Below are 25647 nucleotides of genomic sequence, written 5' to 3'. Positions count from 1 at the left end.
GGCACCGACCAGAAGAGGCACACCGTGGCCAGCAAGAGCTCCGACGTTCGTCCCAAGATCACCTTGGCCTGCACTGAGTGCAAGGAACGCAACTACATCACGAAGAAGAATCGTCGCAACGATCCCGACCGCCTCGAGGTCAAGAAGTACTGCCCGCGCTGCGACGCCCACCAGGCGCACCGCGAGACGCGCTGAACCCGACTTCCGACGACCCCCGTGCCCCTGGGCACGGGGGTCGTCGACGTTTGTCAGGCCTCCCGAAGCCGCCTGCTAGCGTCACCGGCATGCACTTGTCCGAGGTCACCACGCTGCGCCTGGGAGGCCCGGCCCGAGAGGTCGTGGAGGCCACCACCGAGGACGAGCTGATCGCCGCCGTCCGCTCGGCCGACGAGGCCGGCGAGCCCGTCCTGCTGGTCGGCGGCGGCAGCAACCTCGTCGTCGCGGACGACGGCTTCGAGGGCACCGTCGTGCTGATCCGCACGCGCGGGATCGAGGTCTCGGCCGACGCGTGCAGCGGCGCGATGGTCACCGTGGCCGCCGGCGAGAGCTGGGACGGGTTCGTCGCCCACGCCGTCGCGCAGGACTGGGAGGGCGTCGAGGCCCTCGCCGGCATCCCCGGCTCGGTCGGTGCCACCCCGATCCAGAACGTGGGCGCCTACGGCCAGGAGGTCGCCGACACGATCGTCAGCGTCCGCACGTGGGACCGCGTCGAGCAGCGCGTCCGCACGCTCATGTTCACCGACCTCGGCTTCGCCTACCGGCACAGCCGCTTCAAGGACGAGCCCGGCCGCTTCGTCGTGCTCACGGTCGCCTTCCAGCTGCGCTTCGCCGGCGCGCTCAGCGCCCCCGTGCGCTACGCCGAGCTGGCCCGCCACCTCGGCGTCGAGGTCGGCGCCAGGGCGCGCCTGGCGCAGGTCCGCGAGACGGTGCTGGCGCTGCGGCGGGGCAAGGGGATGGTGCTCGACGCCGACGACCACGACACGTGGAGCGCCGGGTCGTTCTTCACCAACCCGATCCTCTCGGCGCAGGAGGCCGCGGCGCTGCCCGAGGGCGCTCCGCGCTTCGAGCAGCCCGACGGGTCGGTCAAGACCAGTGCCGCATGGCTCATCGATCACGCGGGCTTCGAGAAGGGGTTCAGCCGGGGCCCCGTGGGCCTCTCCGGCAAGCACGTGCTGGCCCTCACCAATCGCGGGGGCGCCACCACGGCCGAGCTGCTCGACCTGGCGCGCGAGGTGCGCGACGGGGTGCAGCGGGAGTTCGGGATCCGGCTCGTCAACGAGCCGGTGCTCGTCGGCGCCGACCTGTAGCCGGCGCCGACGGCACTCAGGAGAACAGCGAGATCAGCGAGAGGTCGGAGTAGTCCGACGTGCTGGTCGAGGACGACGCGACGCCGATCATGATCAGCACGATCACGAAGACGAACACCACGACGCCGATGATCAGCAGGACGCTGCCGATGATGCCCAGGATGCGGCCGGCCTGCGCCTCGCCGCGACCGTCGTAGACGCCCGGGTTCGCATCGATCTCGGCGACGGCGCGGTTGCCCATCACCCAGGCGAAGGGCGCCAGGACGCCGCACACGATGAGGCCCAGGATGCCCAGGATGAGCACGAGGGTGGCCTTGGGGTGCTTGGGCGGGGGAGCGCCCCACTGCTGCTGGCCGGGCGCGCCCCACTGCTGCTGACCGGGGTACGGCTGGCCGGGCTGGGCGCCGTAGGGCTGCTGGCCGGGGTACGCGGGCTGTCCGGAGTGTCCGGGCTGCTCGGGGCCCGGGGTGGGGTCGTTCGGCTGCTGACCCGAGGAATCGCCGGGGTACGGCGGCTGGTTGTCGCTCATGGCGCCATCGTTCCACGTGCGTCGGTCAGCCAGGCCTCGACACCCGCGAGGGCGGAGGCGCGCAGGTCGTCCGGGGCGTGCGAGGCGCGCAGCGACCGCCGGGCCAGCTCGGCGAGCTCCTCGTCGCTGAAGTTCTGCGCGGCGCGCAGGAGGGCGTACTGGCCCGCGAGGCGGGTGCCGAACAGCAGGGGGTCGTCGGCGCCGAGGGCGACGTCGACCCCGGCCTCGAGCAGGTCGCGCACCGGGACCTCGTCGATCGTGGCGTAGACGCCGAGCGCGACGTTGGAGGCAGGGCACACCTCGAGGCCGATCCCGGCGTTCGCGATCGTCTCCAGCAGCCGGGGATCCTCGGCCGCCCGCACGCCGTGGCCCAGCCGGTGGGGCGCGAGGTGGGTGAGGCACTGGCGCACGTGGTCGGGCCCGCGCAGCTCGCCACCGTGGGGCGCCAGCACGAGTCCCGCGCGGTCGGCGATGCGGAACGCCGGGCCGAACGCGGCCGTGTCGCCCCGCCGCTCGTCGTTGGAGAGCCCGAATCCGTGCACTCCGCGGCCCGCGTACTGCGCCGCGAGGCGGGCCAGGGTGCGCGCGTCCATCGGGTGCCGCGTGCGGTTGGCCGCCACGATGAGGCTCATCCCCAGGCCGGTCGAGGCCGAGGCGTCACGCACCGCGTCCAGCACGAGGTCGGTGAACGCGGTGATGCCGCCGAAGCGCGCGGCGAAGCCGGAAGGGTCGACCTGGATCTCGGTCCACACGCAGCCGTCGGCGAGGTCGTCCTCGGCGGCCTCGCGCACGAGGCGGCGCACGTCGTCCTCCGTGCGCAGGACCGAGCGCGCCACGTCGTAGAGTCGCTGGAAGCGGAACCAGCCCTTCTCGTCGGCGGCGGAGAGCTGCGGCGGCCACTCCTCGACGAGCGCCGAGGGCAGGTGCACGCCGTCGCGCTCGGCCAGCTCGATGAGCGTGCCGTGACGCATCGACCCGGTGAAGTGCAGGTGCAGGTGAGCCTTGGGAAGAGTCGTCAGGGGCCGCACGCGGCCATCGTGTCACGGCCGTGGGAGAGGGGCTCGGGGGACACCGGGGAAGCCCGGTTTCGCATTCGTGGCCCGGCCGCGTACACTTGACGAAACCGGCGAAACTCACCCTGTTTCGTCATGCCCGGAACCGGGCGAAAGGGCACTGGCGCAACTGGCAGCGCATCGGTCTCCAAAACCGAAGGTTGGGGGTTCAAGTCCCTCGTGCCCTGCAAGGTCGGCGGTGAGCCGACACCGTTCGACGAAGGAGCACCGTGAGCGAGAATCACGAACTGGCCGGGACGCGCACCAAGCGCACGTCCCCGCTCACGTTCTACCGCCAGGTGGTCGCCGAGCTGCGCAAGGTGGTGTGGCCGACCCGTCCGCAGGTCGTCAACTACTTCTTCGTCGTGCTCGTCTTCGTGCTGATCATGATGGCGTTCGTCTCCGCACTGGACTACGCGTTCGGCAAGGCCGCGTTCGCCATCTTCGCCTAGACCAAGGACTGACATCTTGACCTCCGAATTCGACGAGACCGACGCGCCCGTGGACGAGACGTCCGCGCACGAGCCGTCGTCCGACGAGACCCCCGACGCCGAGGGCGCGGACGAGGCCGCCGACGCCGCGACCGAGACCTCCGAGGCCGACGCGGCCGACGAGGAGTCCGTCGACCCCCTGCAGGAGTTCCGCGACCGCCTCTGGAGCCAGCCCGGCGACTGGTACGTGATCCACACGTACGCCGGCATGGAGAAGCGCGTCCAGCAGAACCTCGAGAACCGCAAGGTCGCGCTCAACGCCGAGGACTACATCCACGAGATCGTCGTGCCGACCGAAGAGGTCGCCGAGATCAAGAACGGCCAGCGCAAGCTCGTCAAGCGCACCGTGCTCCCGGGCTACGTGCTCGTCCGCATGGACCTCACCGACGACTCGTGGGGCGTCGTGCGCCACACGCCGTCGGTCACCGGATTCGTCGGCAACGCGCACCAGCCGGTGCCGCTGAGCCTGTCCGAGGTCGAGAAGATGCTCGCCCCGGCCGTCGAGGCCGAGGTCGCCGCGGAGGCCACCGCCACCGCCGAGCCGCAGCAGAGCGCGCCCGCCAAGGTCGAGTTCAGCGACTTCGCCGCCGGCGACTCGGTCCTCGTCATCGACGGGCCGTTCGCCACGCTGCACGCGACGATCACCGAGATCAACCTCGAGGGCCAGAAGGTCAAGGGCCTCGTCGAGATCTTCGGTCGCGAGACCTCGGTCGAGCTGCCGTTCGACTACATCCAGAAGGTTTGATCGCCCCGCGATCAAAGGTCGGTCGCCGAGCCGTTCGAGCGGTGACCGACACAGAACGCACAACCAGTTAGAAGGACCCGAAATGCCTCCCAAGAAGAAGGTCGCAGCTGTCGTCAAGGTGCAGCTGCAGGCCGGCCAGGCCAACCCGGCGCCGCCCGTCGGCACCGCGCTCGGCCCGCACGGCGTCAACATCATGGACTTCTGCAAGGCGTACAACGCCCAGACCGAGTCCATGCGCGGCAACGTCGTCCCCGTCGAGATCACGATCTACGAGGACCGCTCGTTCACCTTCATCACGAAGACGCCGCCGGCCGCCGAGCTGATCAAGAAGGCCGCCGGCCTGTCGAAGGGCTCGTCCGTCCCGAACAAGGACAAGGTCGGCAAGCTCACCAAGGATCAGGTGCGCGAGATCGCCCAGACGAAGATGCCCGACATCAACGCCAACGACATCGACGGCGCCATGAAGATCGTCGAGGGAACCGCCCGCTCCATGGGCGTCACCATCGACGGCTGAACCACCCCGAACATCCCCCGTGGAAGGGCCAGCTGGGCCCGCACCACACCTGGTACAGAGAGAGAAGCCAGTCATGACACAGCGCAGCAAGGCGTACCGCGCCGTCGCCGAGAAGATCGACCGCGACGCGCTCTACACGCCGCTCCAGGCCACCACCCTGGCCAAGGAGTCCGGCTCCACCAAGTACGACTCGACCGTCGACGCCGTCGTGCGTCTCGGCGTCGATCCCCGCAAGGCGGACCAGATGGTGCGTGGCACCGTCAACCTGCCGCACGGGACCGGCAAGACCGCCCGGGTCCTGGTCTTCGCCACCGGCGCCAACGCCGATGCCGCTCGTGAGGCCGGTGCCGACTTCGTCGGTGCCGACGAGCTCGTCGACAAGATCAACGAGGGCTGGCTCGACTTCGACGCCGTCGTCGCCACGCCCGACATGATGGGCAAGGTCGGCCGCCTCGGTCGTGTCCTCGGCCCCCGCAACCTGATGCCGAACCCCAAGACCGGCACCGTCACCACCGACGTGGCCAAGGCCGTCGGCGACATCAAGGGCGGCAAGATCGAGTTCCGCGTGGACCGTCACGCCAACGTCCACTTCATCGTGGGCAAGGCGTCGTTCTCGGCCGAGCAGCTCGCCGAGAACTACGGCACCGCCATCGAGGAGATCCTGCGTCTCAAGCCGGCCAGCTCGAAGGGCCGCTACATCAAGCGCGCCACGATCTCCACCACGAACGGCCCCGGCATCCCGGTCGACCCCTCGCGCTCGCGCAACTGGGCGGTCGACGAGGAGGCCTGAGCCTTCACGTTCACCCGACGACGCCGTCCTCCTCGCGAGGGCGGCGTCGTCGCGTTCGCATGCAGGGCGGGTGGGGCCCGCCGGGTAGGGTCGGCGGCATGAGGAAGACGCTCGGGATCTCGCTCGCCGCCGGCCTGCTGGCACTCACCTCCGCCTGTGGCGGCTCCGGGGACGGTGACACCACGCCGGCCGCCTCCGACGGCCCCAGCGCCGCGGCCGCCGCGAAGGAGCCGGCCGCGGCTCCGGCCGAGGGCGAGCTCACGCAGGACAACTTCGTCGAGCGCCTCAGCGCGGCCCAGCTCGAGGCCGGCAGCGCTCACATGGAGATGACCTCCGGCATGGGCGGCCAGTCCATCACGATGAACGGCGACGTGCAGATGGCCGAGTCGGTCACCGACTCCGCCTCGCACCTCACGATGGACATGGGCGCGATGACGATGGACCTGCGCCTGGTCGAGGGCGTGATGTACCTCAAGATGGGCGAGATGACCGGCGGCAAGTACGCCAAGATCGACCTCACCGATCCCGACAGCCCGCTGGCGAGGCAGTACGGCTCGATGGCCGACCAGGCCGACCCCACGGCGCAGCTGGAGACCTTCAAGTCCGCGCTGGTCGAGTTCGACAACCAGGGCGACGGCGGCCAGGTCGACGGCGTCGACACGACGAGGATCGAGGTCGCGGTCGACACCGCCAAGGTGCTCGAGGAGCAGGGCCAGCAGCTGCCGAAGTCGATGCCGAAGGAGCTGCGCTACGTCATGCACGTCGGCGCCGACGACCTCCTGCGCAAGATGACGATGGACCTGGCCGGCACCGAGAGCACCATCACCTGGAGCAAGTGGGGTGAGCCCGTCGAGGTCGAGGCCCCGGCCAAGGACGAGATCTCGGACATGAAGGGCCTCGGCGCGTTCCCGACCGCCGACCCCACGCGCGAGGGCTGAGCGACCCCGATTTGGAGGAACCACCGGCGGCCGCCTAGACTGGACGAGCCGAAGACCGCCGGTGGTGTCTCCCACGAGTCACCCGAAGTGCCCGAGAGGGCGACCTGCGCAGGTGCAGATCAGGGTTCGTCCCTGCGTTCACACGAGCGTCCTGTGCCAGTGGCACGGGACGCTCTTCTCGTGCAGGTGGTCTTCGCATGACAGTGAAGGAGACCCATGGCACGCCCGGACAAGGCAGCAGCCGTCGCCGAGCTCGCGGACAGCTTCCGCGAGTCCAACGGCGCGGTGCTCACCGAGTACCGCGGCCTCAACGTCAAGCAGCTGCAGGATCTGCGGCGCGCGCTTGGCGATGCCGCGAGCTATGCCGTCGCCAAGAACACGCTGACCAAGATCGCCGCGAGGGATGCCGGCCTCGAGCTCGACGAGTCGTTGCTCACCGGTCCCACCGCGATCGCCTTCATCACGGGCGATCCGGTCGATGCGGCGAAGGGTCTGCGCGACTTCGCGAAGGCTAACCCCGCTCTCGTCCTGAAGGGCGGCTTCCTCGAGGGGAAGACGCTCTCCGCCGACGAGATCAACAAGCTGGCCGACCTCGAGTCGCGCGAGGTCCTCCTCGCCAAGCTCGCTGGTGGCCTCAAGGCCAACCTGGCCAAGGCCGCGGGGCTGTTCAACGCCCCGCTGTCGCAGGCGGCCCGCACCATCGCGGCGCTGCAGGCGAAGGCCGAAGCCGATCCGTCGGTCCTGGCTGCGGGTGCTCCCGCCGCCGAGACCGCCGAGCAGGCACCCGCCGACGAGGCCCCCGCGGCCGAGTCGGACACCGAGAACGTCGAGACCGACGTCACCGAGGGCTGAACCGCCCGATTCCCATCGGGACCCCCTCGGGGTCTCATTGCAGAAAGGACGCCAATCATGGCGAAGCTGAGCACCGACGAGCTGTTGGATGCCTTCAAGGAGATGACGCTGATCGAGCTCTCGGAGTTCGTGAAGCAGTTCGAGGAGACCTTCGAGGTCACCGCCGCCGCTCCGGTGGCCGTGGCTGCCGCGGGCGCTCCCGCCGCTGGTGGCGGCGACGCCGCCGCCGCTGAGGAGAAGGACGAGTTCGACGTCGTCCTCGAGTCGGCCGGCGACAAGAAGATCCAGGTCATCAAGGAGGTCCGTGGCCTCACGAGCCTGGGTCTGAAGGAGGCCAAGGACCTCGTCGAGGGCGCCCCCAAGGCCGTCCTCGAGGGTGTCAACAAGGAGACCGCCGACAAGGCCAAGGAGGCCCTCGAGGCCGCCGGCGCCACGATCACCCTCAAGTGATCTTCGGCTGACTGCTCGCGCGAAGGCGCTCGTTCCCCTCGGGGGACGGGCGTCTTCGCCGTTTCCGGGGGAGTGTCGAATTCGCCGGGAGCAAAGGGGAAACGAATGATCGTTCCCGATCATCGCGCCGATGTCAAGACCCGGGGTTGATATCGGAGTGTCGGCGCGATAGGCTTGAGGTTCGCGCCCACTTTGTCATGCCCTGGTTCCGTCCTGCTCGCTGTGTGCAGGACTTGACGGGGCTCCCGAAGCGTGCGCGCACACGGCACCAGCCGTGTGGTGGAGCGGCACGAGCCGCTCGACGACAACTGAAGAGTACAGAACCGCCACGTTCACCGCATGCGAGTTCCTTCGGAAGGACTTCTCTTGGCCGCCTCGCGTACCGCCGCACCCACGAACACCACCTCGCGCATCTCGTTCGCGAAGATCGCCGAACCGCTCGAGGTTCCTGAGCTTCTCTCCCTGCAGACCGACAGCTTCGACTGGCTGATCGGCAGCGATGCCTGGCGCGAGCGCGTCGAGGCCGATCTGGCCGCCGGGCGCAACGACGTCTCCGGCAAGTCCGGCCTGGAGGAGATCTTCGAGGAGATCAGCCCCATCGAGGACTTCTCCGAGACGATGAGCCTGTCCTTCCGCGACCACCGCTTCGAGCCCGCGAAGTACTCGGTCGAGGACTGCAAGGACCGCGACGTCACGTACGCCGCCCCCCTGTTCGTCACCGCCGAGTTCATGAACAACGAGACCGGCGAGATCAAGAGCCAGACCGTCTTCATGGGCGAGTTCCCGCTCATGACCGACAAGGGCACCTTCATCATCAACGGCACCGAGCGTGTCGTCGTCTCCCAGCTCGTCCGCTCGCCGGGCGTCTACTTCGAGCGCACCCCCGACAAGACGTCCGACAAGGACATCTTCACGGCGCGCGTCATCCCGTCGCGCGGTGCGTGGCTGGAGTTCGAGATCGACAAGCGCGACATCGTCGGCGTCCGTCTCGACCGCAAGCGCAAGCAGTCCGTCACGATGCTCCTCAAGGCCCTCGGGTTCACCGAGGAGCGCATCGTCGAGGAGTTCGGCCAGTACGAGTCGATCCGCATCACGATGGAGAAGGACTCCGTCCGCAGCGAGATCGTGCGCGAGGAGCTCGAGAAGAAGGCCCGCGACACCGCCGTCACCAACGAGATGGTCGACGCCGAGGTCACCCGCCGCTCGCTCATCGACATCTACCGCAAGCTGCGTCCGGGCGAGCCGCCGAGCGTCGAGGCCGCGCAGACCCTGCTGGAGAACTACTACTTCAACCCGAAGCGGTACGACACGGCCAAGGTCGGTCGCCACAAGATCAACAAGAAGCTCGGCACCGACGCCGCGTTCGACCAGCAGACGCTGACGCTCGACGACATCGTCGCCACGATCCGCTACGTCGTGGCCCTCCACGACGGCGCCACCGAGCTCGAGACCCCGGCCGGCACCGTCCCGGTCGAGGCCGACGACATCGACCACTTCGGCAACCGTCGCATGCGCACGGTCGGCGAGCTGATCCAGAACCAGCTCCGCACCGGCCTGGCCCGCATGGAGCGCGTCGTGCGCGAGCGGATGACGACCCAGGACGTCGAGGCGATCACGCCGCAGACCCTGATCAACATCCGTCCGATCACGGCGGCGCTGAAGGAGTTCTTCGGCACCAGCCAGCTGTCGCAGTTCATGGACCAGAACAACCCGCTCGCGGGCCTGACGCACAAGCGTCGTCTGTCGGCCCTCGGCCCGGGTGGTCTGTCGCGTGAGCGCGCCGGCTACGAGGTCCGCGACGTCCACCCGTCGCACTACGGCCGCATGTGCCCGATCGAGACGCCCGAGGGCCCGAACATCGGTCTGATCGGCTCGCTCGCGTCGTTCGGACGCATCAACCCGTTCGGCTTCGTCGAGACGCCGTACCGCCGCGTCGTCGACGGCAAGGTCAGCGACCAGATCGACTACCTGACCGCCACCGACGAGGACCGTTACATCGTCGCGCAGGCGAACTCGGTCCTCAACGAGGACGGCACGTTCGCCGAGGACGCCGTGCTGGTGCGCCAGCGTGGCGGCGAGGCCGAGCTCCGCCCGGCAGGCGAGGTCGACTACATGGACGTCTCGCCGCGCCAGATGGTGTCGGTCGCGACCGCGCTGATCCCGTTCCTCGAGCACGACGACGCGAACCGCGCGCTCATGGGCGCCAACATGCAGCGTCAGGCCGTGCCGCTGATCCGCAACGACGCGCCCCTGGTCGGCACCGGCATGGAGTTCCGTGCCGCCGTCGACGCCGGCGACGTCACCGTCGCCAAGAAGGCCGGCGTCGTCAAGGAGGTCTCCGCCGATCTCGTCGAGATCATGGAGGACGAGGGCACGTACACCACGTACCGCCTGGCGAAGTTCCGTCGCTCGAACCAGGGCACCTGCACGAACCAGCGTCCGCTGGTGCGCGAGGGCCAGCGGGTCGAGGTCGGCACGCCGCTGGCCGACGGTCCCTGCACCGACGAGGGCGAGATGGCGCTGGGCACCAACCTGCTCGTCGCCTTCATGCCCTGGCAGGGTCACAACTACGAGGACGCGATCATCCTGTCCCAGCGCGTCGTCCAGGACGACCTGCTGACCTCGATCCACATCGAGGAGCACGAGGTCGACGCCCGCGACACCAAGCTGGGCCCCGAGGAGATCACGCGCGACGTCCCGAACGTCAGCGAGGAGACCCTCGCGAACCTCGACGAGCGCGGCATCATCCGCATCGGCGCCGAGGTCGGCAACGGCGACATCCTCGTCGGCAAGGTCACGCCCAAGGGCGAGACCGAGCTGACCCCCGAGGAGCGCCTGCTCCGCGCGATCTTCGGCGAGAAGGCGCGCGAGGTGCGCGACACGTCGCTCAAGGTCCCGCACGGCGAGTCCGGCACCGTCATCGGCGTCCGCGTCTTCGACGCGTCCGAGGGTGACGAGCTGAGCCCCGGCGTGAACCAGCTGGTCCGCGTCTACGTGGCCCAGAAGCGCAAGATCAGCCACGGCGACAAGCTCGCCGGCCGCCACGGCAACAAGGGCGTCATCGCCAAGATCCTGCCCGTCGAGGACATGCCGTTCCTCGAGGACGGATCGCCGGTCGACATCGTCCTGAACCCGCTCGGCGTGCCCGGCCGCATGAACGTGGGCCAGGTCCTGGAGACCCACCTCGGGTGGATCGCCAAGGCCGGCTGGGAGGTCCCCGACTCCACCAAGGAGGAGTGGGCCGAGCGCCTGCGCAAGATCGGTGCCGACTCGGCCGACCCGAACACGAACATCGCCACCCCGGTGTTCGACGGTGCTCGCGAGGACGAGATCTCCGGTCTGCTGTCCAACACGCGTCCGAACCGCGACGGCGACCGCATGGTCGGCCCCGACGGCAAGGCGCGCCTGTTCGACGGTCGCACCGGCGAGCGGTTCCCGGATCCGATCAGCGTCGGCTACATGTACATGCTGAAGCTGCACCACCTGGTCGACGACAAGATCCACGCGCGCTCGACCGGCCCGTACTCGATGATCACCCAGCAGCCGCTCGGCGGTAAGGCCCAGTTCGGTGGCCAGCGCTTCGGTGAGATGGAGGTCTGGGCCCTCGAGGCCTACGGCGCCGCGTACGCGCTGCAGGAGCTGCTGACGATCAAGTCCGACGACATCGTCGGCCGCGTCAAGGTGTACGAAGCCATCGTGAAGGGCGAGAACGTTCCCGAGCCGGGCATCCCGGAGTCGTTCAAGGTTCTCGTCAAGGAGATGCAGTCGCTGTGTCTCAACGTCGAAGTGCTCTCGGCCGACGGCACCGCCGTCGAGATGAAGGACTCCGAGGAGGAGTTCTTCCGCGCCGCCGAGGAGCTCGGTATCGACCTGTCCCGCCGCGAGCCGTCGTCCGTCGACGAGCTCTGAGTCCGGACTCCACACACCTTTCGAAAGGGAAAGAAGACACCGTGCTCGACGTGAACTTCTTCGATCAGCTCAAGATCGGTCTCGCGACCGCCGACGACATCCGCAACTGGTCGTTCGGCGAGGTCAAGAAGCCGGAGACGATCAACTACCGCACGCTCAAGCCCGAGCGTGACGGACTCTTCTGCGAGAAGATCTTCGGTCCCACCCGGGACTGGGAGTGCTACTGCGGCAAGTACAAGCGCGTGCGCTTCAAGGGCATCATCTGTGAGCGCTGCGGCGTCGAGGTGACCCGCTCCAAGGTGCGCCGTGAGCGGATGGGCCACATCGAGCTCGCCGCCCCGGTCACGCACATCTGGTACTTCAAGGGCGTGCCGAGCCGGCTGGGCTACCTGCTGGACCTGGCCCCGAAGGACCTGGAGAAGGTCATCTACTTCGCGGCCTACATGATCACCTCGGTCGACGAGGACGCGCGTCACCGCGACCTCGACAGCCTCGAGGGTCGGATCCGTCAGGAGATCGACCAGATCGAGAACCGCAAGAACGACGCGATCAACACTCGGGCCGTCAAGCTCGAGGAGGACGTCGCGGCGCTCGAGGCCGAGGACGCCAAGGCGGCCGAGCTGCGCAAGGTCCGCGACGCGGCCGAGCGCGAGATGGGCCAGCTGCGCGACCGTCACGACCGTGAGATCGCGCGCATCCAGGAGGTCTGGGACCGGTTCAAGAACCTCAAGGTCCAGGACCTCGAGGGTGACGAGCTGCTCTTCCGCGAGATGCAGTACCGCTTCGGCAAGTACTTCGAGGGCTTCATGGGCGCCGCGGCGATCCAGAAGCGCCTCCAGGACTTCGACCTCCAGGCCGAGGCCGAGTCGCTGCGCGAGATCATCGCCACGGGCAAGGGCCAGCGCAAGACGCGTGCCCTCAAGCGCCTCAAGGTCGTCTCGGCCTTCATGGGCAGCGAGAACAACCCGGCGGGCATGGTCCTGGACGCCGTCCCGGTGATCCCGCCGGAGCTGCGCCCGATGGTCCAGCTCGACGGTGGCCGCTTCGCGACCTCCGACCTCAACGACCTGTACCGCCGCGTGATCAACCGCAACAACCGCCTCAAGCGACTGCTCGACCTCGGCGCGCCCGAGATCATCGTCAACAACGAGAAGCGGATGCTGCAGGAGGCCGTCGACTCGCTGTTCGACAACGGCCGTCGTGGCCGTCCCGTCACGGGTCCGGGCAACCGTCCGCTGAAGTCGATCTCCGACATGCTCAAGGGCAAGCAGGGTCGCTTCCGTCAGAACCTGCTCGGCAAGCGCGTCGACTACTCGGGCCGTTCGGTCATCGTCGTCGGCCCGCAGCTCAAGCTGCACCAGTGCGGTCTGCCCAAGCAGATGGCGCTCGAGCTGTTCAAGCCGTTCGTGATGAAGCGTCTGGTCGACCTGAACCACGCGCAGAACATCAAGAGCGCCAAGCGCATGGTCGAGCGGGCCCGCCCGGTCGTGTGGGACGTCCTCGAAGAGGTCATCACCGAGCACCCCGTGCTGCTGAACCGCGCGCCCACCCTGCACCGTCTGGGCATCCAGGCGTTCGAGCCGCAGCTCATCGAGGGCAAGGCCATCCAGATCCACCCGCTCGTCTGCTCGGCCTTCAACGCCGACTTCGACGGTGACCAGATGGCCGTGCACCTGCCGCTGAGCGCCGAGGCGCAGGCCGAGGCCCGCGTCCTGATGCTCTCGACGAACAACATCCTCAAGCCGTCGGACGGCCGTCCGGTGACCATGCCCACCCAGGACATGATCATCGGCCTGTACTTCCTGACCCTGGACCGTGACGGTCACGTGGGCGAGGGTCGTGCGTTCAGCTCGCCGGCCGAGGCGACGATGGCGTTCGAGCGTGGCGAGATCACGCTGCAGAGCAAGGTGAAGATCCGCATCGACGGCGAGATCCGCGAGACCACGCTCGGCCGCGCGATCTTCAACGACGCCCTGCCGCAGGACTACCCGTTCGTCAACTTCCAGGTCGGCAAGAAGGAGCTCGGCGTCATCGTCAACGACCTCGCCGAGCGCTACAGCAAGGTCGACGTGGCCGTCGCGCTGGACAACCTGAAGGACGCCGGCTTCCACTGGGCGACCCGCTCGGGCGTGACGATCTCGATGGACGACGTCGTCAGCCCCGAGGAGAAGGGCAAGATCCTCGAGAAGTACGAGGGTCAGGCCGCCAAGGTTCAGCAGCAGTTCGACCGCGGTCTCATCACCGAGGACGAGCGTCGCCAGGAGCTCATCGAGATCTGGACCCAGGCCACGGCCGAGGTCGCGGGCACGATGGAGGAGATGTTCAAGGCCAGCGGGGACAACCCGATCTGGATGATGGTCAACTCCGGTGCGCGAGGCAACATGATGCAGCTGCGTCAGATCGCCGCCATGCGAGGCCTGGTCGCCAACCCGAAGGGCGAGATCATCCCGCGCCCGATCAAGGCGAACTACCGCGAGGGCCTGTCGGTCGTCGAGTACTTCATCGCGACCCACGGTGCTCGCAAGGGCCTGGCCGACACCGCGCTGCGCACGGCCGACTCGGGCTACCTGACCCGTCGTCTGGTCGACGTCAGCCAGGACGTCATCATCCGCGAGGAGGACTGCGGCACCGAGCGTGGTCTGCCCAAGGTGATCGCGACGCGTCTCGACGACGGCACCCTCGTCGCCGCCGAGAACGTCGAGACGTCGGCCTACGCCCGCAACGCCGCGGTGGACATCGTCCACCCGGAGTCGGGCGAGGTCCTGGTCGGTGCGGGTGAGGACCTCGGCGACGTCGAGATCAACCACCTCATCGCATCGGGTGTGGAGACGATCAAGGTCCGCACGGTCCTGACCTGCGACGCCAAGACCGGCACCTGCGCCAAGTGCTACGGCCGTTCGCTGGCCACCGGCAAGCTCGTCGACATCGGCGAGGCCGTCGGCACCATCGCGGCCCAGTCGATCGGTGAGCCCGGCACCCAGCTGACGATGCGTACCTTCCACACCGGTGGTGTGGCCGGTGACGACATCACGCACGGTCTGCCGCGCGTCGTGGAGCTCTTCGAGGCCCGTCAGCCCAAGGGCAAGGCCCCGATCACCGAGGCCGCGGGCCGCATCACGATCGACGACACCGACAAGGGTCGCAAGATCGTGGTCACGCCCGACGACGGCGCCGAGCCGATGGAGTACCCGGTCACCAAGCGTGCGCGCCTGCTGGTCCAGGACAACGACTCCGTCGAGGTCGGTCAGCAGCTCACGCACGGTACGCCCGATCCGCAGGAGGTCCTGCGCATCCTGGGTGTCCGCAAGGCGCAGGAGCACCTCGTGGACGAGGTCCAGGAGGTCTACCGCAGCCAGGGCGTGGCGATCCACGACAAGCACATCGAGATCATCGTGCGCCAGATGCTCCGTCGCGTGACGGTCATCGAGCAGGGTGACGCCAAGCTCATCCCCGGCGATCTCGCGGACCGCGCGATCTTCGAGGAGGAGAACCGTCGCGTCGTGGCCGAGGGCGGCACCCCCGCCTCGGGCCGTCCTGTCCTGATGGGCATCACGAAGGCCTCGCTGGCCGTCGAGTCCTGGCTGTCGGCCGCCTCCTTCCAGGAGACGACCCGCGTCCTCACCGAGGCCGCGATCCAGGGCAAGTCGGACTCGCTGCGCGGTCTGAAGGAGAACATCATCATCGGCAAGCTGATCCCGGCCGGCACCGGCCTGGAGCGGTACCGCAACATCCGGGTCGAGCCCACCGAGGAGGCGCGTCAGAACGCCTACGCGGTCACGGGCTACGACAGCTTCGACTACCAGTTCGGAGCCTCGGACGCGGCGCCGGTGGCGTTGGACGACTACGACTTCAGCTTCGACAGCTGAGTCAACGCGAAGGGGCCCTGCCGATCGGCAGGGCCCCTTCGTCATGCCCGGGCGGAGGCGCCGGGCTCAGCGGAGGTGGTGGTGACTCGGCGGCCGGTGCGCACGGCGGGGGAGGGTGCGCTCGACGCCGCGGTCCCACACGTCGGGGTGATCGCCCGGGAGGTGCTGGGTGTCCTCGCTCGGGTCGCGGAACATCCACGTCAGTCGCGGCTCGAAGATCGGGCGGAACACCGTGGCGACCGGCTTCGTCATGAGCAGGTTGGCCACGATCGTCGCGGTGGCGATGCAGCCCAGCACGGCGGTGGCGCCGTAGGGCTCGATGCGCTGCCACAGGTCGAAGTGACGGTCGAGCCACAGGATGACGAAGCCGTGCAGCAGGTAGCAGTAGAAGGTGCGCCCGCCCATCGTCGTGGTCCACGAGCGGCCCCGCGGCACGAGCGAGAGGGCGGCCAGCGTGAGCACGAAGGCGATCACGAGCAGCAGCGCCCGGATCGCGATGCCCTCGAGCGGACCCGCGCCGAGCTCGTCGTAGCGGGCCTTCCACAGCAGCCACGTCGTGAGCGGCCAGCGGTCGGCCCAGGACTGCGCGAACGCCAGGCAGACGACGAAGGAGCCGCCCAGCAGCACCGCCGCGACGATGCGGTTGCGCGCGTGACCCAGCCACAGGAAGACCTCGCGGTCGAAGTGCAGCCCGATGACGTAGAACGGCAGCAGGCCGAGGACCTTCGGCAGCGCCAGCACGTTGGGGATCTCGATGAGGCCGGCGAGCAGGGAGATCAGCACGGCGGTGGTGATCGGGTACTTCAGGGCCCGCCAGATGGGAGTCGTCAGACGCCAGATGAACAGGGCGGCCAGGAACCAGCCGAGCCACTGCGGCGACAGGATCATGAAGTGCTCGGGCTCGCCGTCGTAGTGGCGGGTGATCAGCTGCAGGCCGGTCTCGACGATGAGGTACGGCACGATCAGGGTCGACACGATGCGCCGGATCTGGCGGAAGTCGCCCACGTAGTGACGAGCCGTGTAGCCCGAGATCAGCACGAAGAACGGCATGTGGAACAGGTAGATCCACGTGTAGACGCCGCGGGCGGAGTCCATCACCACCAGCTCGGTCAGGGAGTGGCCGATGACGACCAGGAGCATGACCCAGTACCGCGCGTTGTCGAGGTAGGCGACGCGCTCCTTGGGTGCAGAGGTGCTGACCGGCAGCGGATCGAGACGACTCATCGCGCCACCGCCTCACGAAGCGCAGGGTAGGCCGGAGGCGCGATTCGGGCCTCTGCATCGTTCACTCGCTGACGCTCGCTCATCGCCTCAACCCTAGAGGCTCAGCCGTCCCTCGACAGCCTGAGCGATCGAGGCCTCAGGACGCGGGGTTGAGGAACAGCGAGAGGTAGTTGCCGCGTGCCGACAGCGTGTGCACGGTGCGGACCTCGCGACCGTCGGCCCCGGTGCCCCACGTGGAGATGACGACCTCGTTGAGGTCGGCCATCACGTCGCGCTGGACGGTGCCCTCGATGCGCTCGCTGGTGAACCTCTCGGCGACCTCGGTGGCGATCGACGCCCGCAGCGTGGTCATCGTGGCGAACGGCGGGCGCTGCCCCGACAGCAGGACGGTGGCGCTGGACGGCGGCGAGAAGCCGTCGATGACGGGCTCGTCGACCGAGGCGTCCTCGTCCATCTTGGGCCAGATCCAGTCGGTCTTCTCGGCCGTGTCCTCGATGCGCGGCGGGTTGTCGAGGTCCTCGGGCGTCCGGTCCTCCTGGCCGGCGCGCGGGTCGCCGACGTAGGCGACGTCGAGGCGCATGACGGGGCGCTCGAGCGAGGCGAAGTTGCCGGTGCGGGTGGACACGTCGCCGGGATCGACACTCATCCGGACGCGCAGGTCGCGGCCGCCCGGCGTGGTGCCCGAGGCGTCGAGCGAGCAACCGGTGACGCGGCGGTCGCTGGCCTTGCAGTAGGCCGAGAGGTCGTCGGTGACGATGCCGGCCTCCGGCAGCAGCACCGACAGCTCGGCCAGCAGGCGGCGGACCACGAGCGTGGGGTTGCCGTCGATGCGCATGAGCGACACGAAGGTGTCGGGCTTCGGCGGGTCCTCGAGGTCCTCGAAGAAGTCGCCCTCGGGCCGGTTGTCGATCGTGGGGGTGGGGGTCGGCGTCTCGGTGGCCTCGGTGCCCTGCTCCTCGGCCTCCTCCGCCTCCTCCAGCGCCTGCTCGGCGCGCACGGCATCGAGCTCGGGCTTGTACGCCGCGATGAGGCGCTCGCTGCGGTAGCGGACGAGCGGGCCCAGCTGGGTGGCGCCGGCGGGCACGCTCAGGCCGTACGCGATCGGGCTGGCCGGGCCGGACTCGTGCGAGTCGATCTCCGGCGGCACGGTCGTCCGGTCGGCGCTGGGCACGCCGGCGTCGGTGGTGCAGCTCGACAGCGTCAGGATCGCCGCCGTCGCGGCGATGGCGGCGGTCAGACGGCGCATCGATCCCCTTGCCAGGTAGTAGGAGAAGTCAAGGGTAGCCGGTGCCGTCGTATGGTTCTGTCCATGCTCGACCCCACCCCGGCGCACCCAGGCCGGGTGTGACCGTGGACACCCGCACCACCGCCACCGACCGCGTCTTCGCCCTGCTGCGCGAGCGCATCGTCGGGGGAGAGCTGGCGGCGGGCTCCCAGCACTCGATCTACCGGCTGTCCGAGCAGCTCGACGTCTCGCGCACGCCGGTCCGCGAGGCGGTGCTGCGGCTGGCCGACCTGGGCCTGGTCGAGATCGAGCGCAACCGCGGGGTCCGCATCCGCGGCGTCACCGTCGCCGACGTGCGCGAGGTCTTCGAGCTGCGGCTGCTCCTGGAGGTCCCGGCCGCCGCGGCCGCCGCGCGGCTGGCCGACCGCGACCTGCGCGAGCGGCTCGCCGCCAACGTGGCAGCCACCCGCGACCACGCCGCCGCGGGCCGCGAGACCGACTTCAGCCGCGTCGACCGCGACTTCCACGCGCTCGTCGCCTCCGCGGCGCGGAACCCGCGGCTCGAGTCCGAGGTCACCCGGCTGCGCGACTCGATCCAGGCCCGGGGCGTCTCCACCTTCGGCCGCTCGCGTCCGCTCGCCGAGGTCGCGGCGGAGCACGAGCCCGTCGCGATCGCGATCGTGGACGGCGATCCCGAGGCCGCCGGACGGGCCATGGCCGCCCATCTCGAGCGCACCGGCAAACTGCTCATGCACCAGGTGGCCCGGGCGGGGGACGAGGTCGACGACGGCTGGGCCGGGGACGTCCGCGCCGCGGTCGAGGCAGCGGGCAGTAGCATGCTACTGACGGAACCCGCGGACGAAGGACAGTCATGACCACGCCTCCCCTCGAGCGGCTCGAGACCGGTCGCGACGTGCTGGCCCGGCTCGAGCAGTCGGGCGTGCGCGACGTCGACGCCTCGTCGCTGGCCCGCGCGCTCTACAGCTCCGACGCCTCGCTCTACCGCGTCGAGCCCCAGGTGGTCGTCCGGCCGCACGACCTCGACGAGGTCCACGCGGTCGTCGAGGCCTGCCGGGCGTCCGGCACCCCGCTGACCTCGCGCGGCGCGGGCACGTCCATCGCGGGCAACGCCATCGGCACCGGCGTGGTGCTCGACTTCTCGCGCCACATGAACCGCATCCTCGCGATCGACGAGGCCACCCGCACCGCCGAGGTCGAGCCGGGCGTCGTCCACGCGACGCTCCAGCGGGCCGCGGCCCCGGCGGGGCTGCGCTACGGACCCGACCCGTCCACCCACACGCGCTGCACCGTCGGCGGCATGATCGGCAACAACGCCTGCGGCAACCGCGCGCTCGGCTACGGCCGCAGCGCCGACAACGTCGCCGCGCTCGACCTGCTGACGATGGCGGGGGAGCGGTTCCAGGTGGGCCGCGACGTCGCCGTGACCTCGGAGCGGCTCGAGAGCCTGCGCTCGCTCGTCGGCGCGAACCTCTCGACGATCCGCACCGAGTTCGGCCGCTTCGGCCGCCAGGTCTCGGGCTACAGCCTCGAGCACCTGCTGCCCGAGAAGGGCTTCGACGTCGCCTCCTTCATGGCGGGCACCGAGGGCACGCTCGCGGTGATGCTGGGCGCCACCGTCGACCTCGTCGCCGACGCCCCGGTGCGCCACCTCGTCGTCCTGTCGTTCCCGTCGATGGCCGAGGCTGCCGACCACGTGCCGACGATCCTGCCCTTCGAGCCGATCGCGTGCGAGGGACTCGGTGGCCGCATCATCGAGGTCTACCGCGCCGCGCACGGTGCCTCGGCGGTGCCGGATCTGCCGCCGGGCGACGGCTACCTCTACGTCGAGCTGGCCGGCGACGACGCGGCCGAGCTGCAGGCGCGCGCCGACCGCGTGGTGCGCGAGTCCGGCGCGATGGGGCACCGCCACGTCACCTCGCCGATCGAGCAGTCGGTGCTGTGGCGGATCCGCGAGGAGGGCGCCGGCCTGGCGTCCCGCGCCTGGGACCGCCCGGCACTCGCCGGCTGGGAGGATGCCGCCGTCCCGCCCGAGCGGCTGGGGGAGTACCTCCGCGGCTTCGAGGCCCTGCTCGACCAGCACGGCCTGCACGGCACGCTGTTCGGCCACTTCGGCGACGGCTGCGTCCACGTGCGCATCGACTTCCCGCTCGACGCGCCCGACGGCCGCCGCGGGTTCCGCTCGTTCCTCACCGACGCCGCCACGCTGGCCGCGTCGCACGGCGGCTCGTTCTCCGGTGAGCACGGCGACGGCCGCGCGCGGTCCGAGCTGCTGCCCCTCATGTACTCGCCCGAGGCGGTCGGCCTGTTCGAGCAGGTCAAGCAGGTCTTCGACCCCGACGACCTCATGAACCCCGGCGTCCTCGTGCGTCCGCGTCCCCTCGACGAGGACCTCCGCGGGATGGGCGCCGGGTGGCCGGCCGGCATGCCCGAGCGGCGCCGCAGCCTGCGCCTGCTGCACGACGACGGGGACTTCGGCGCGGCGGTCCACCGCTGCACCGGGGTCGGCAAGTGCCTCGCGGCGCCGGGCGCCGGCGTCATGTGCCCCTCCTTCCAGGCCACTCGCCAGGAGAAGGACTCCACGCGCGGACGCGCGCGCGTGCTGCAGGAGATGGTGGACGGCCGGCTCGTCGACGGCGGCTGGAGCAGCCCCGAGGTCCACGAGGCACTCGACCTGTGCCTGTCGTGCAAGGGCTGCGCCGGCGACTGTCCCACGGGCGTCGACATGGCGACCTACAAGGCCGAGGTACTGCACCAGACGTACAAGGGCAGGATCCGGCCCCGGAGCCACTACGTCCTGGGGCGTCTGCCGATGTGGGCCCGGCTCACCGCGCCGGTGGCGCGGCTGGCGAACCTGGCCCTGCGCGTTCCCGGCCTGGCCCACGTCGCCCGGTGGGTCGCGGGCATCGACCAGCGCCGCAGCATCCCCACCTTCGCGACCCGCACGCTGTCGAAGGTGCTGTCCCGCGAGGAGCGGGCCACCGGGGGCGACCCGGTGCTGCTGTGGGCCGACTCCTTCACCGAGTACTTCTCCACCGACGCGGGCCGCGCCGCCGTGCGACTGCTGGAGTCGGCGGGCTACGAGATCCGCCTCCTCGAGCGCCAGCAGTGCTGCGGCCTGACCTGGATCTCCACCGGTCAGCTGGACAAGGCTGCCGAGCTGGCGGCGGCGGCCGTCGAGCAGCTGCACCCGTACGTCGAGGCCGGCATCCCGGTGGTGGGACTCGAGCCCTCGTGCCTGGCCGCCCTGCGCACCGACGCCCCCGAGCTCGTCGACGATCCCCGGGCGGCCGAGGTGGCGAAGGGCGTGTTCACCCTGGCCGAGCTGCTGGCCGACCGCGAGGAGCTCGAGGTTCCCGACCTGTCGGGCCGCACCCTCGTCGTGCAGCCGCACTGCCACCAGGCCTCGGTGATCGGGTTCGACGCCGACCTGCGCCTGCTGTCGCGCACCGGCGCCCACGTCGTGCGCGTCGGCGGCTGCTGCGGACTCGCCGGCAACTTCGGCGTCGAGAAGGGCCACTACGAGGTCTCCGTGGCGGTCGCGGAGCAGCAGCTCATGCCGGCCGTGCGGGAGGCCGGACCCGACGCGATCGTCGTCGCGGACGGCTTCAGCTGCCGCACCCAGCTCGACGACCTGGCCGACGTGCAGGCCGTCCACCTCGCTCAGCTGCTCGTCGGCGACCGGTAGGAAGGGCACCGTGGAAGATCCGCTGATCCTGCTGGGCCGCGAGATGGCCGGCGTCGCCTCCCTCGTCGGACGCATCGAGGGCGACGAGCCCGTGCCCGCCTGTCCCGGATGGACCACCGCCGACCTCGTGCGCCACCTCGGGTCGATCCACCGCTGGGCCGCGGCCATCGTGCTCTCGGGCCAGCGCATCGCCGAGGAGCCCGACGCGCGCGCCACCGAGCCGCTCGACGAGTGGTACGCCGGCACGGCCACGGCGCTGATCGCCGCGCTGCAGGCCATCGACCCCGACGAGCCCGTCCCCAACTTCGCCCGCATCGACGAGGTCGCCGGCTTCTGGCCGCGCCGCCAGCTGCACGAGACGTGCGTGCACCGGGTCGACCTCGCGCAGGCCCTCGGCGTCCCGGACCTCGCGTGGGACGTCGATCCGCAGGTCGCGGCCGACGGCATCTCCGAGGTCGTGCGCGTCTTCGGCCGTCGGATGACCGAGCGGGGGAGGCGGCCGCGCGTCGACGCGCCCGTCCGCCTCGTCGCCACCGATCTCGACCGCAGCTGGATCGTCGCGCCCGACGAGGACGACCCCGACGGACCTCCGCGACTCGTCCAGCGAGAGATCGACGTCGACGGCGAGGCGGTGGGCACGGCCACCGAGCTGTACCTCGCGCTGTGGGGTCGGATCCCGGCGGCCGCGGTCGCTCCGACGGGTGCCGCCGTCGCGTGGTTGGACGGACCGCGCGTCCCCTGACTCCGGGCTGCTGCCGGCGGCCCGAGGCGATTTGTTTCGACGTGGCGGGCTCGGGTAAGATGGGGAGCCGTGCCCGACGTGAGTCGGCGCGACGTTCGAACGGACAAGGGCCCCTGGCCCGATGATCCGTGATCACGGTGGCCGGATGCCGTCCGTGGTGGAGATCGAGGAAGACCCGCGAGGCCGCATGCGCGCCCGCGATCGAACGGGAGAATTCCCAGGAAGAGGCATAGTGCCCACCATCAACCAGCTTGTCCGCAAGGGCCGCCAGAGCAAGGTCGTCAAGACCAACACCCCGGCCCTCAAGGGTTCGCCCCAGCGGCGTGGCGTGTGCACCCGCGTGTACACCACGACCCCCAAGAAGCCGAACTCCGCGCTGCGGAAGGTCGCTCGTGTGCGTCTGTCCAGTGGCACCGAGGTGACCGCCTACATCCCCGGCGAGGGCCACAACCTCCAGGAGCACTCGATCGTGCTCGTCCGTGGTGGTCGTGTGAAGGACCTCCCCGGTGTTCGTTACAAGATCATTCGCGGCTCCCTCGACACCCAGGGTGTCAAGGGCCGCAAGCAGGCTCGCAGCCGTTACGGCGCGAAGAAGGAGAAGAGCTGATGCCTCGCAAGGGTCCCGCTCCGAAGCGTGCCATCGAGACCGATCCGGTCTACGGAAGCCAGCTGGTCACCCAGCTGATCAACAAGGTGCTGTTCGACGGCAAGAAGCAGGTCGCACAGCGCATCGTCTACACGGCCCTCGAGGGCACGCGTGAGAAGTCCGGCACCGATCCGGTCATCACCCTCAAGCGCGCGCTCGACAACGTCAAGCCCGCCCTCGAGGTCAAGAGCCGCCGCGTCGGCGGTGCGACCTACCAGGTTCCGGTCGACGTCCGTCCCGGCCGCCAGACCACCCTCGCGCTGCGCTGGCTCGTCAAGTACAGCTCCGAGCGTCGCGAGAAGACCATGGCCGAGCGCCTCATGAACGAGCTGCTCGACGCCAGCAACGGCCTCGGTGCCAGCGTGAAGAAGCGCGAGGACACCCACAAGATGGCCGAAGCCAACAAGGCGTTCGCCCACTACCGCTGGTGATCGTGAGCGCGACGACCTCGCGCTCCCACACCGACCCACACCTCCGTAAAGGCTGATCCTCACGTGGCAACCGACATCACCACCGACCTGACCAAGGTCCGCAACATCGGCATCATGGCGCACATCGATGCCGGCAAGACCACCACCACCGAGCGCATCCTGTTCTACACGGGCATCACCTACAAGATCGGTGAAGTCCACGAGGGCGGCGCCACGATGGACTGGATGGAGCAGGAGCAGGAGCGCGGCATCACGATCACGTCGGCCGCGACGACCTGCTGGTGGAAGAACCACCAGATCAACATCATCGACACCCCCGGTCACGTCGACTTCACCGTCGAGGTCGAGCGCTCGCTGCGCGTCCTCGACGGCGCGGTCGCGGTGTTCGACGGCGTCGCCGGTGTCGAGCCCCAGTCCGAGACGGTGTGGCGTCAGGCCGACAAGTACGGCGTGCCGCGCATGTGCTTCGTCAACAAGCTCGACCGCACGGGCGCCTCGTTCGACTTCTGCGTCAAGACGATCCGCGAGCGCCTCGGCGCGACCGCGCTCGTCCTGCAGCTGCCGATCGGCGCCGAGTCCGACTTCCTGGGCGTCGTCGACCTCGTCGGCATGCGCGCGCTGACGTGGCGCGGCGAGACGACGATCGGCGAGGACTACACGGTCGAGGAGATCCCGGCCGACCTGGCCGACGCCGCCGCCGAGGGTCGCGAGAACCTGCTCGAGACCCTGGCCGACGTCGACGACGAGATCGCCATGGCGTACCTCGAGGGCGAGGACATCTCGGTCGAGGACCTCAAGGCCGCGATCCGTCGCGCCACCCTGGCCGCGAAGCTCAACCCGGTCCTGTGCGGCACGGCGTTCAAGAACAAGGGCGTCCAGCCCCTGCTCGACGCGGTCGTCGACTTCCTCCCCAGCCCGATCGACGTCGGTGACATCGTCGGCCTGGACCCGAAGGACGAGTCGAAGAACGACACGCGTCCCCCGTCGGACGACGCGCCGTTCGCCGGCCTGGCCTTCAAGATCGCCACGGACCCGCACCTGGGCAAGCTGACCTTCGTGCGCGTCTACTCCGGTCGCCTCGAGGCGGGCACCCAGGTGCTCAACGTCACGAAGGGCCGCAAGGAGCGGATCGGCAAGGTCTACCAGATGCACGCCAACAAGCGTGAGGAGATCGCGTCGGTCGGCGCCGGCCAGATCGTGGCCGTCATGGGCCTCAAGGACACCACCACGGGCGAGACGCTGGCCGACTCGGCCAACCCGATCGTGCTGGAGTCGATGACCTTCCCGGATCCGGTGATCCAGGTCGCCATCGAGCCCAAGACGAAGAGCGACCAGGAGAAGCTCGGCGTCGCGATCCAGAAGCTCGCCGAGGAGGACCCGACGTTCCAGGTCCACACGGACGAGGAGACGGGTCAGACGATCATCGCCGGCATGGGCGAGCTCCACCTCGACATCCTCGTCGACCGCATGAAGCGCGAGTTCAAGGTCGAGGCCAACGTGGGCAAGCCCCAGGTCGCGTACCGCGAGACCATCCGCGGCACCATCACGGGTCACAGCTACACGCACAAGAAGCAGACCGGTGGCTCGGGTCAGTTCGCCAAGGTCGTCATCGGCCTGGCTCCCAACAGCCCCGAGGCCGGTGGCGAGGGTGGCTACGAGTTCGTCAACGAGGTCACGGGTGGTCGCGTCCCGCGCGAGTACATCCCCTCGGTCGACGCGGGCGCCCAGAGCGCCATGGAGTTCGGCGTCCTCGCCGGCTACCCCATGGTCGATGTCAAGTTCACCCTCGAGGACGGCGCCTACCACGACGTCGACTCCAGCGAGCTCGCCTTCAAGCTGGCCGGCAACCAGGCCTTCAAGGAGGCCGCTCGCAAGGCCAACCCGGTCCTCCTCGAGCCGATGTTCGCCGTCGAGGTCACGACGCCCGAGGACTACATGGGCGACGTGATCGGCGACCTCAACTCCCGCCGTGGACAGGTTCAGTCCATGGAGGAGGGCTACGGCGGCGCCAAGATGATCAAGGCGCTCGTGCCGTTGTCCGAGATGTTCGGGTACGTGGGCGACCTGCGGTCGAAGACCTCGGGACGCGCGTCGTACTCGATGCAGTTCGACTCCTACGCCGAGGTCCCCAAGGCCGTGGCCGAAGAGATCATCAAGAAGGCCCGGGGCGAGTGAGCTTCGGCCCCATCGCATAGGGTGGCCTGAGGTTCGCTCCACCGCGTTCCACACG

The 25647-nt window shown here is 69.5% G+C and carries 21 protein-coding genes and 1 tRNA gene; 18 read left to right on the top strand and 4 right to left on the bottom strand.

All coding sequences use genetic code 11. The features are described from left to right. Positions 1-24: 24 nt before the first annotated feature. Positions 25-195 carry a 50S ribosomal protein L33 gene (gene rpmG / locus ACGWYL_RS03680; protein ID WP_179422685.1) on the top strand — a complete coding sequence of 57 codons (171 nt, stop codon included), beginning with the start codon at positions 25-27 and terminating at the stop codon, positions 193-195. Positions 196-284: 89 nt separating this feature from the next. Beyond that, positions 285-1307: a UDP-N-acetylmuramate dehydrogenase gene (locus ACGWYL_RS03675; RefSeq protein ID WP_179422687.1), complete on the top strand. Its 1023-nt coding sequence runs from the start codon at positions 285-287 to the stop codon at positions 1305-1307. 16 nt (positions 1308-1323) lie between these two features. On the opposite strand, the gene ACGWYL_RS03670 is transcribed toward ACGWYL_RS03675, so the two are convergent. Continuing rightward, on the bottom strand, positions 1324-1836 hold the full coding sequence (locus ACGWYL_RS03670; RefSeq protein WP_179422689.1) for a DUF4190 domain-containing protein: 513 nt from the start codon (positions 1834-1836) through the stop codon (positions 1324-1326). Next, the gene (locus ACGWYL_RS03665) at positions 1833-2864 is read right to left on the bottom strand and encodes an adenosine deaminase (RefSeq protein ID WP_179422691.1); all 1032 of its coding nucleotides are present in this window, start codon (positions 2862-2864) and stop codon (positions 1833-1835) included. Before ACGWYL_RS03665 ends, ACGWYL_RS03670 begins: the two co-directional genes overlap by 4 nt. Before the next feature lie 139 nt (positions 2865-3003). On the opposite strand from ACGWYL_RS03665, the gene ACGWYL_RS03660 reads away from it, so the two are divergent. The 10 genes from ACGWYL_RS03660 (at position 3004) to ACGWYL_RS03615 (ending at position 15443) form a co-directional block, all read left to right on the top strand. Beyond that, positions 3004-3076: transfer RNA gene (locus tag ACGWYL_RS03660), tRNA-Trp, on the top strand. A gap of 42 nt (positions 3077-3118) precedes the next feature. Further along, a complete protein-coding gene (gene secE / locus ACGWYL_RS03655) occupies positions 3119-3340 on the top strand; it encodes a preprotein translocase subunit SecE (RefSeq protein WP_179422693.1) in 222 nt (73 codons plus the stop codon). Between the two features lie 16 nt (positions 3341-3356). After that, a complete protein-coding gene (nusG, locus tag ACGWYL_RS03650; protein WP_395486466.1) occupies positions 3357-4124 on the top strand; it encodes a transcription termination/antitermination protein NusG in 768 nt (255 codons plus the stop codon). Between the two features lie 82 nt (positions 4125-4206). Next, complete coding sequence (gene rplK, locus ACGWYL_RS03645; protein WP_179422695.1) at positions 4207-4638, top strand: 50S ribosomal protein L11; 432 nt, start codon at positions 4207-4209, stop codon at positions 4636-4638. Between the two features lie 73 nt (positions 4639-4711). Continuing rightward, complete coding sequence (gene rplA, locus ACGWYL_RS03640) at positions 4712-5428, top strand: 50S ribosomal protein L1 (RefSeq protein WP_179422697.1); 717 nt, start codon at positions 4712-4714, stop codon at positions 5426-5428. A gap of 98 nt (positions 5429-5526) precedes the next feature. Continuing rightward, complete coding sequence (locus tag ACGWYL_RS03635; protein ID WP_269303761.1) at positions 5527-6366, top strand: hypothetical protein; 840 nt, start codon at positions 5527-5529, stop codon at positions 6364-6366. Positions 6367-6582: 216 nt separating this feature from the next. Then, complete coding sequence (gene rplJ / locus ACGWYL_RS03630) at positions 6583-7218, top strand: 50S ribosomal protein L10 (RefSeq protein ID WP_179422701.1); 636 nt, start codon at positions 6583-6585, stop codon at positions 7216-7218. A 57-nt stretch (positions 7219-7275) separates the two neighbouring features. Further along, the gene (rplL, locus tag ACGWYL_RS03625) at positions 7276-7668 is read left to right on the top strand and encodes a 50S ribosomal protein L7/L12 (RefSeq protein ID WP_179422703.1); all 393 of its coding nucleotides are present in this window, start codon (positions 7276-7278) and stop codon (positions 7666-7668) included. A gap of 366 nt (positions 7669-8034) precedes the next feature. Next, entirely contained in the window at positions 8035-11577 is a 3543-nt protein-coding gene (locus tag ACGWYL_RS03620) for a DNA-directed RNA polymerase subunit beta (RefSeq protein WP_179422705.1), read from the top strand. Between the two features lie 41 nt (positions 11578-11618). Next, entirely contained in the window at positions 11619-15443 is a 3825-nt protein-coding gene (locus ACGWYL_RS03615) for a DNA-directed RNA polymerase subunit beta' (protein ID WP_269303758.1), read from the top strand. A 66-nt stretch (positions 15444-15509) separates the two neighbouring features. On the opposite strand, the gene ACGWYL_RS03610 is transcribed toward ACGWYL_RS03615, so the two are convergent. Together ACGWYL_RS03610 and ACGWYL_RS03605 are read right to left on the bottom strand one after the other, a co-directional pair. Beyond that, the gene (locus ACGWYL_RS03610) at positions 15510-16667 is read right to left on the bottom strand and encodes an acyltransferase family protein (RefSeq protein WP_395486465.1); all 1158 of its coding nucleotides are present in this window, start codon (positions 16665-16667) and stop codon (positions 15510-15512) included. A 136-nt stretch (positions 16668-16803) separates the two neighbouring features. Then, a complete protein-coding gene (locus ACGWYL_RS03605; RefSeq protein ID WP_395486464.1) occupies positions 16804-17913 on the bottom strand; it encodes a hypothetical protein in 1110 nt (369 codons plus the stop codon). Between the two features lie 104 nt (positions 17914-18017). On the opposite strand from ACGWYL_RS03605, the gene ACGWYL_RS03600 reads away from it, so the two are divergent. The 6 genes from ACGWYL_RS03600 (at position 18018) to fusA (ending at position 25592) form a co-directional block, all read left to right on the top strand. Beyond that, complete coding sequence (locus ACGWYL_RS03600) at positions 18018-18767, top strand: GntR family transcriptional regulator (RefSeq protein WP_395486463.1); 750 nt, start codon at positions 18018-18020, stop codon at positions 18765-18767. Further along, entirely contained in the window at positions 18764-21598 is a 2835-nt protein-coding gene (locus ACGWYL_RS03595; RefSeq protein WP_395486462.1) for an FAD-binding and (Fe-S)-binding domain-containing protein, read from the top strand. The genes ACGWYL_RS03600 and ACGWYL_RS03595 overlap by 4 nt, the downstream gene beginning before the upstream one ends. Before the next feature lie 10 nt (positions 21599-21608). Continuing rightward, positions 21609-22340, top strand: a complete 732-nt coding sequence (locus ACGWYL_RS03590; RefSeq protein WP_395486461.1) for a maleylpyruvate isomerase family mycothiol-dependent enzyme — start codon at positions 21609-21611, stop codon at positions 22338-22340. A gap of 232 nt (positions 22341-22572) precedes the next feature. After that, positions 22573-22947, top strand: a complete 375-nt coding sequence (gene rpsL / locus ACGWYL_RS03585) for a 30S ribosomal protein S12 (protein ID WP_019143662.1) — start codon at positions 22573-22575, stop codon at positions 22945-22947. Continuing rightward, complete coding sequence (gene rpsG, locus ACGWYL_RS03580) at positions 22947-23417, top strand: 30S ribosomal protein S7 (RefSeq protein ID WP_179422719.1); 471 nt, start codon at positions 22947-22949, stop codon at positions 23415-23417. Before rpsL ends, rpsG begins: the two co-directional genes overlap by 1 nt. Positions 23418-23480: 63 nt before the next feature. Then, complete coding sequence (gene fusA, locus ACGWYL_RS03575) at positions 23481-25592, top strand: elongation factor G (RefSeq protein ID WP_179422721.1); 2112 nt, start codon at positions 23481-23483, stop codon at positions 25590-25592. Positions 25593-25647 lie beyond the last annotated feature (55 nt).

The sequence above is a fragment of the Aeromicrobium sp. JJY06 genome (genome assembly GCF_044069275.1).
Classification (GTDB): domain Bacteria; phylum Actinomycetota; class Actinomycetes; order Propionibacteriales; family Nocardioidaceae; genus Aeromicrobium; species Aeromicrobium tamlense.
This window is presented reverse-complemented; position numbering and strand designations above follow the sequence as displayed.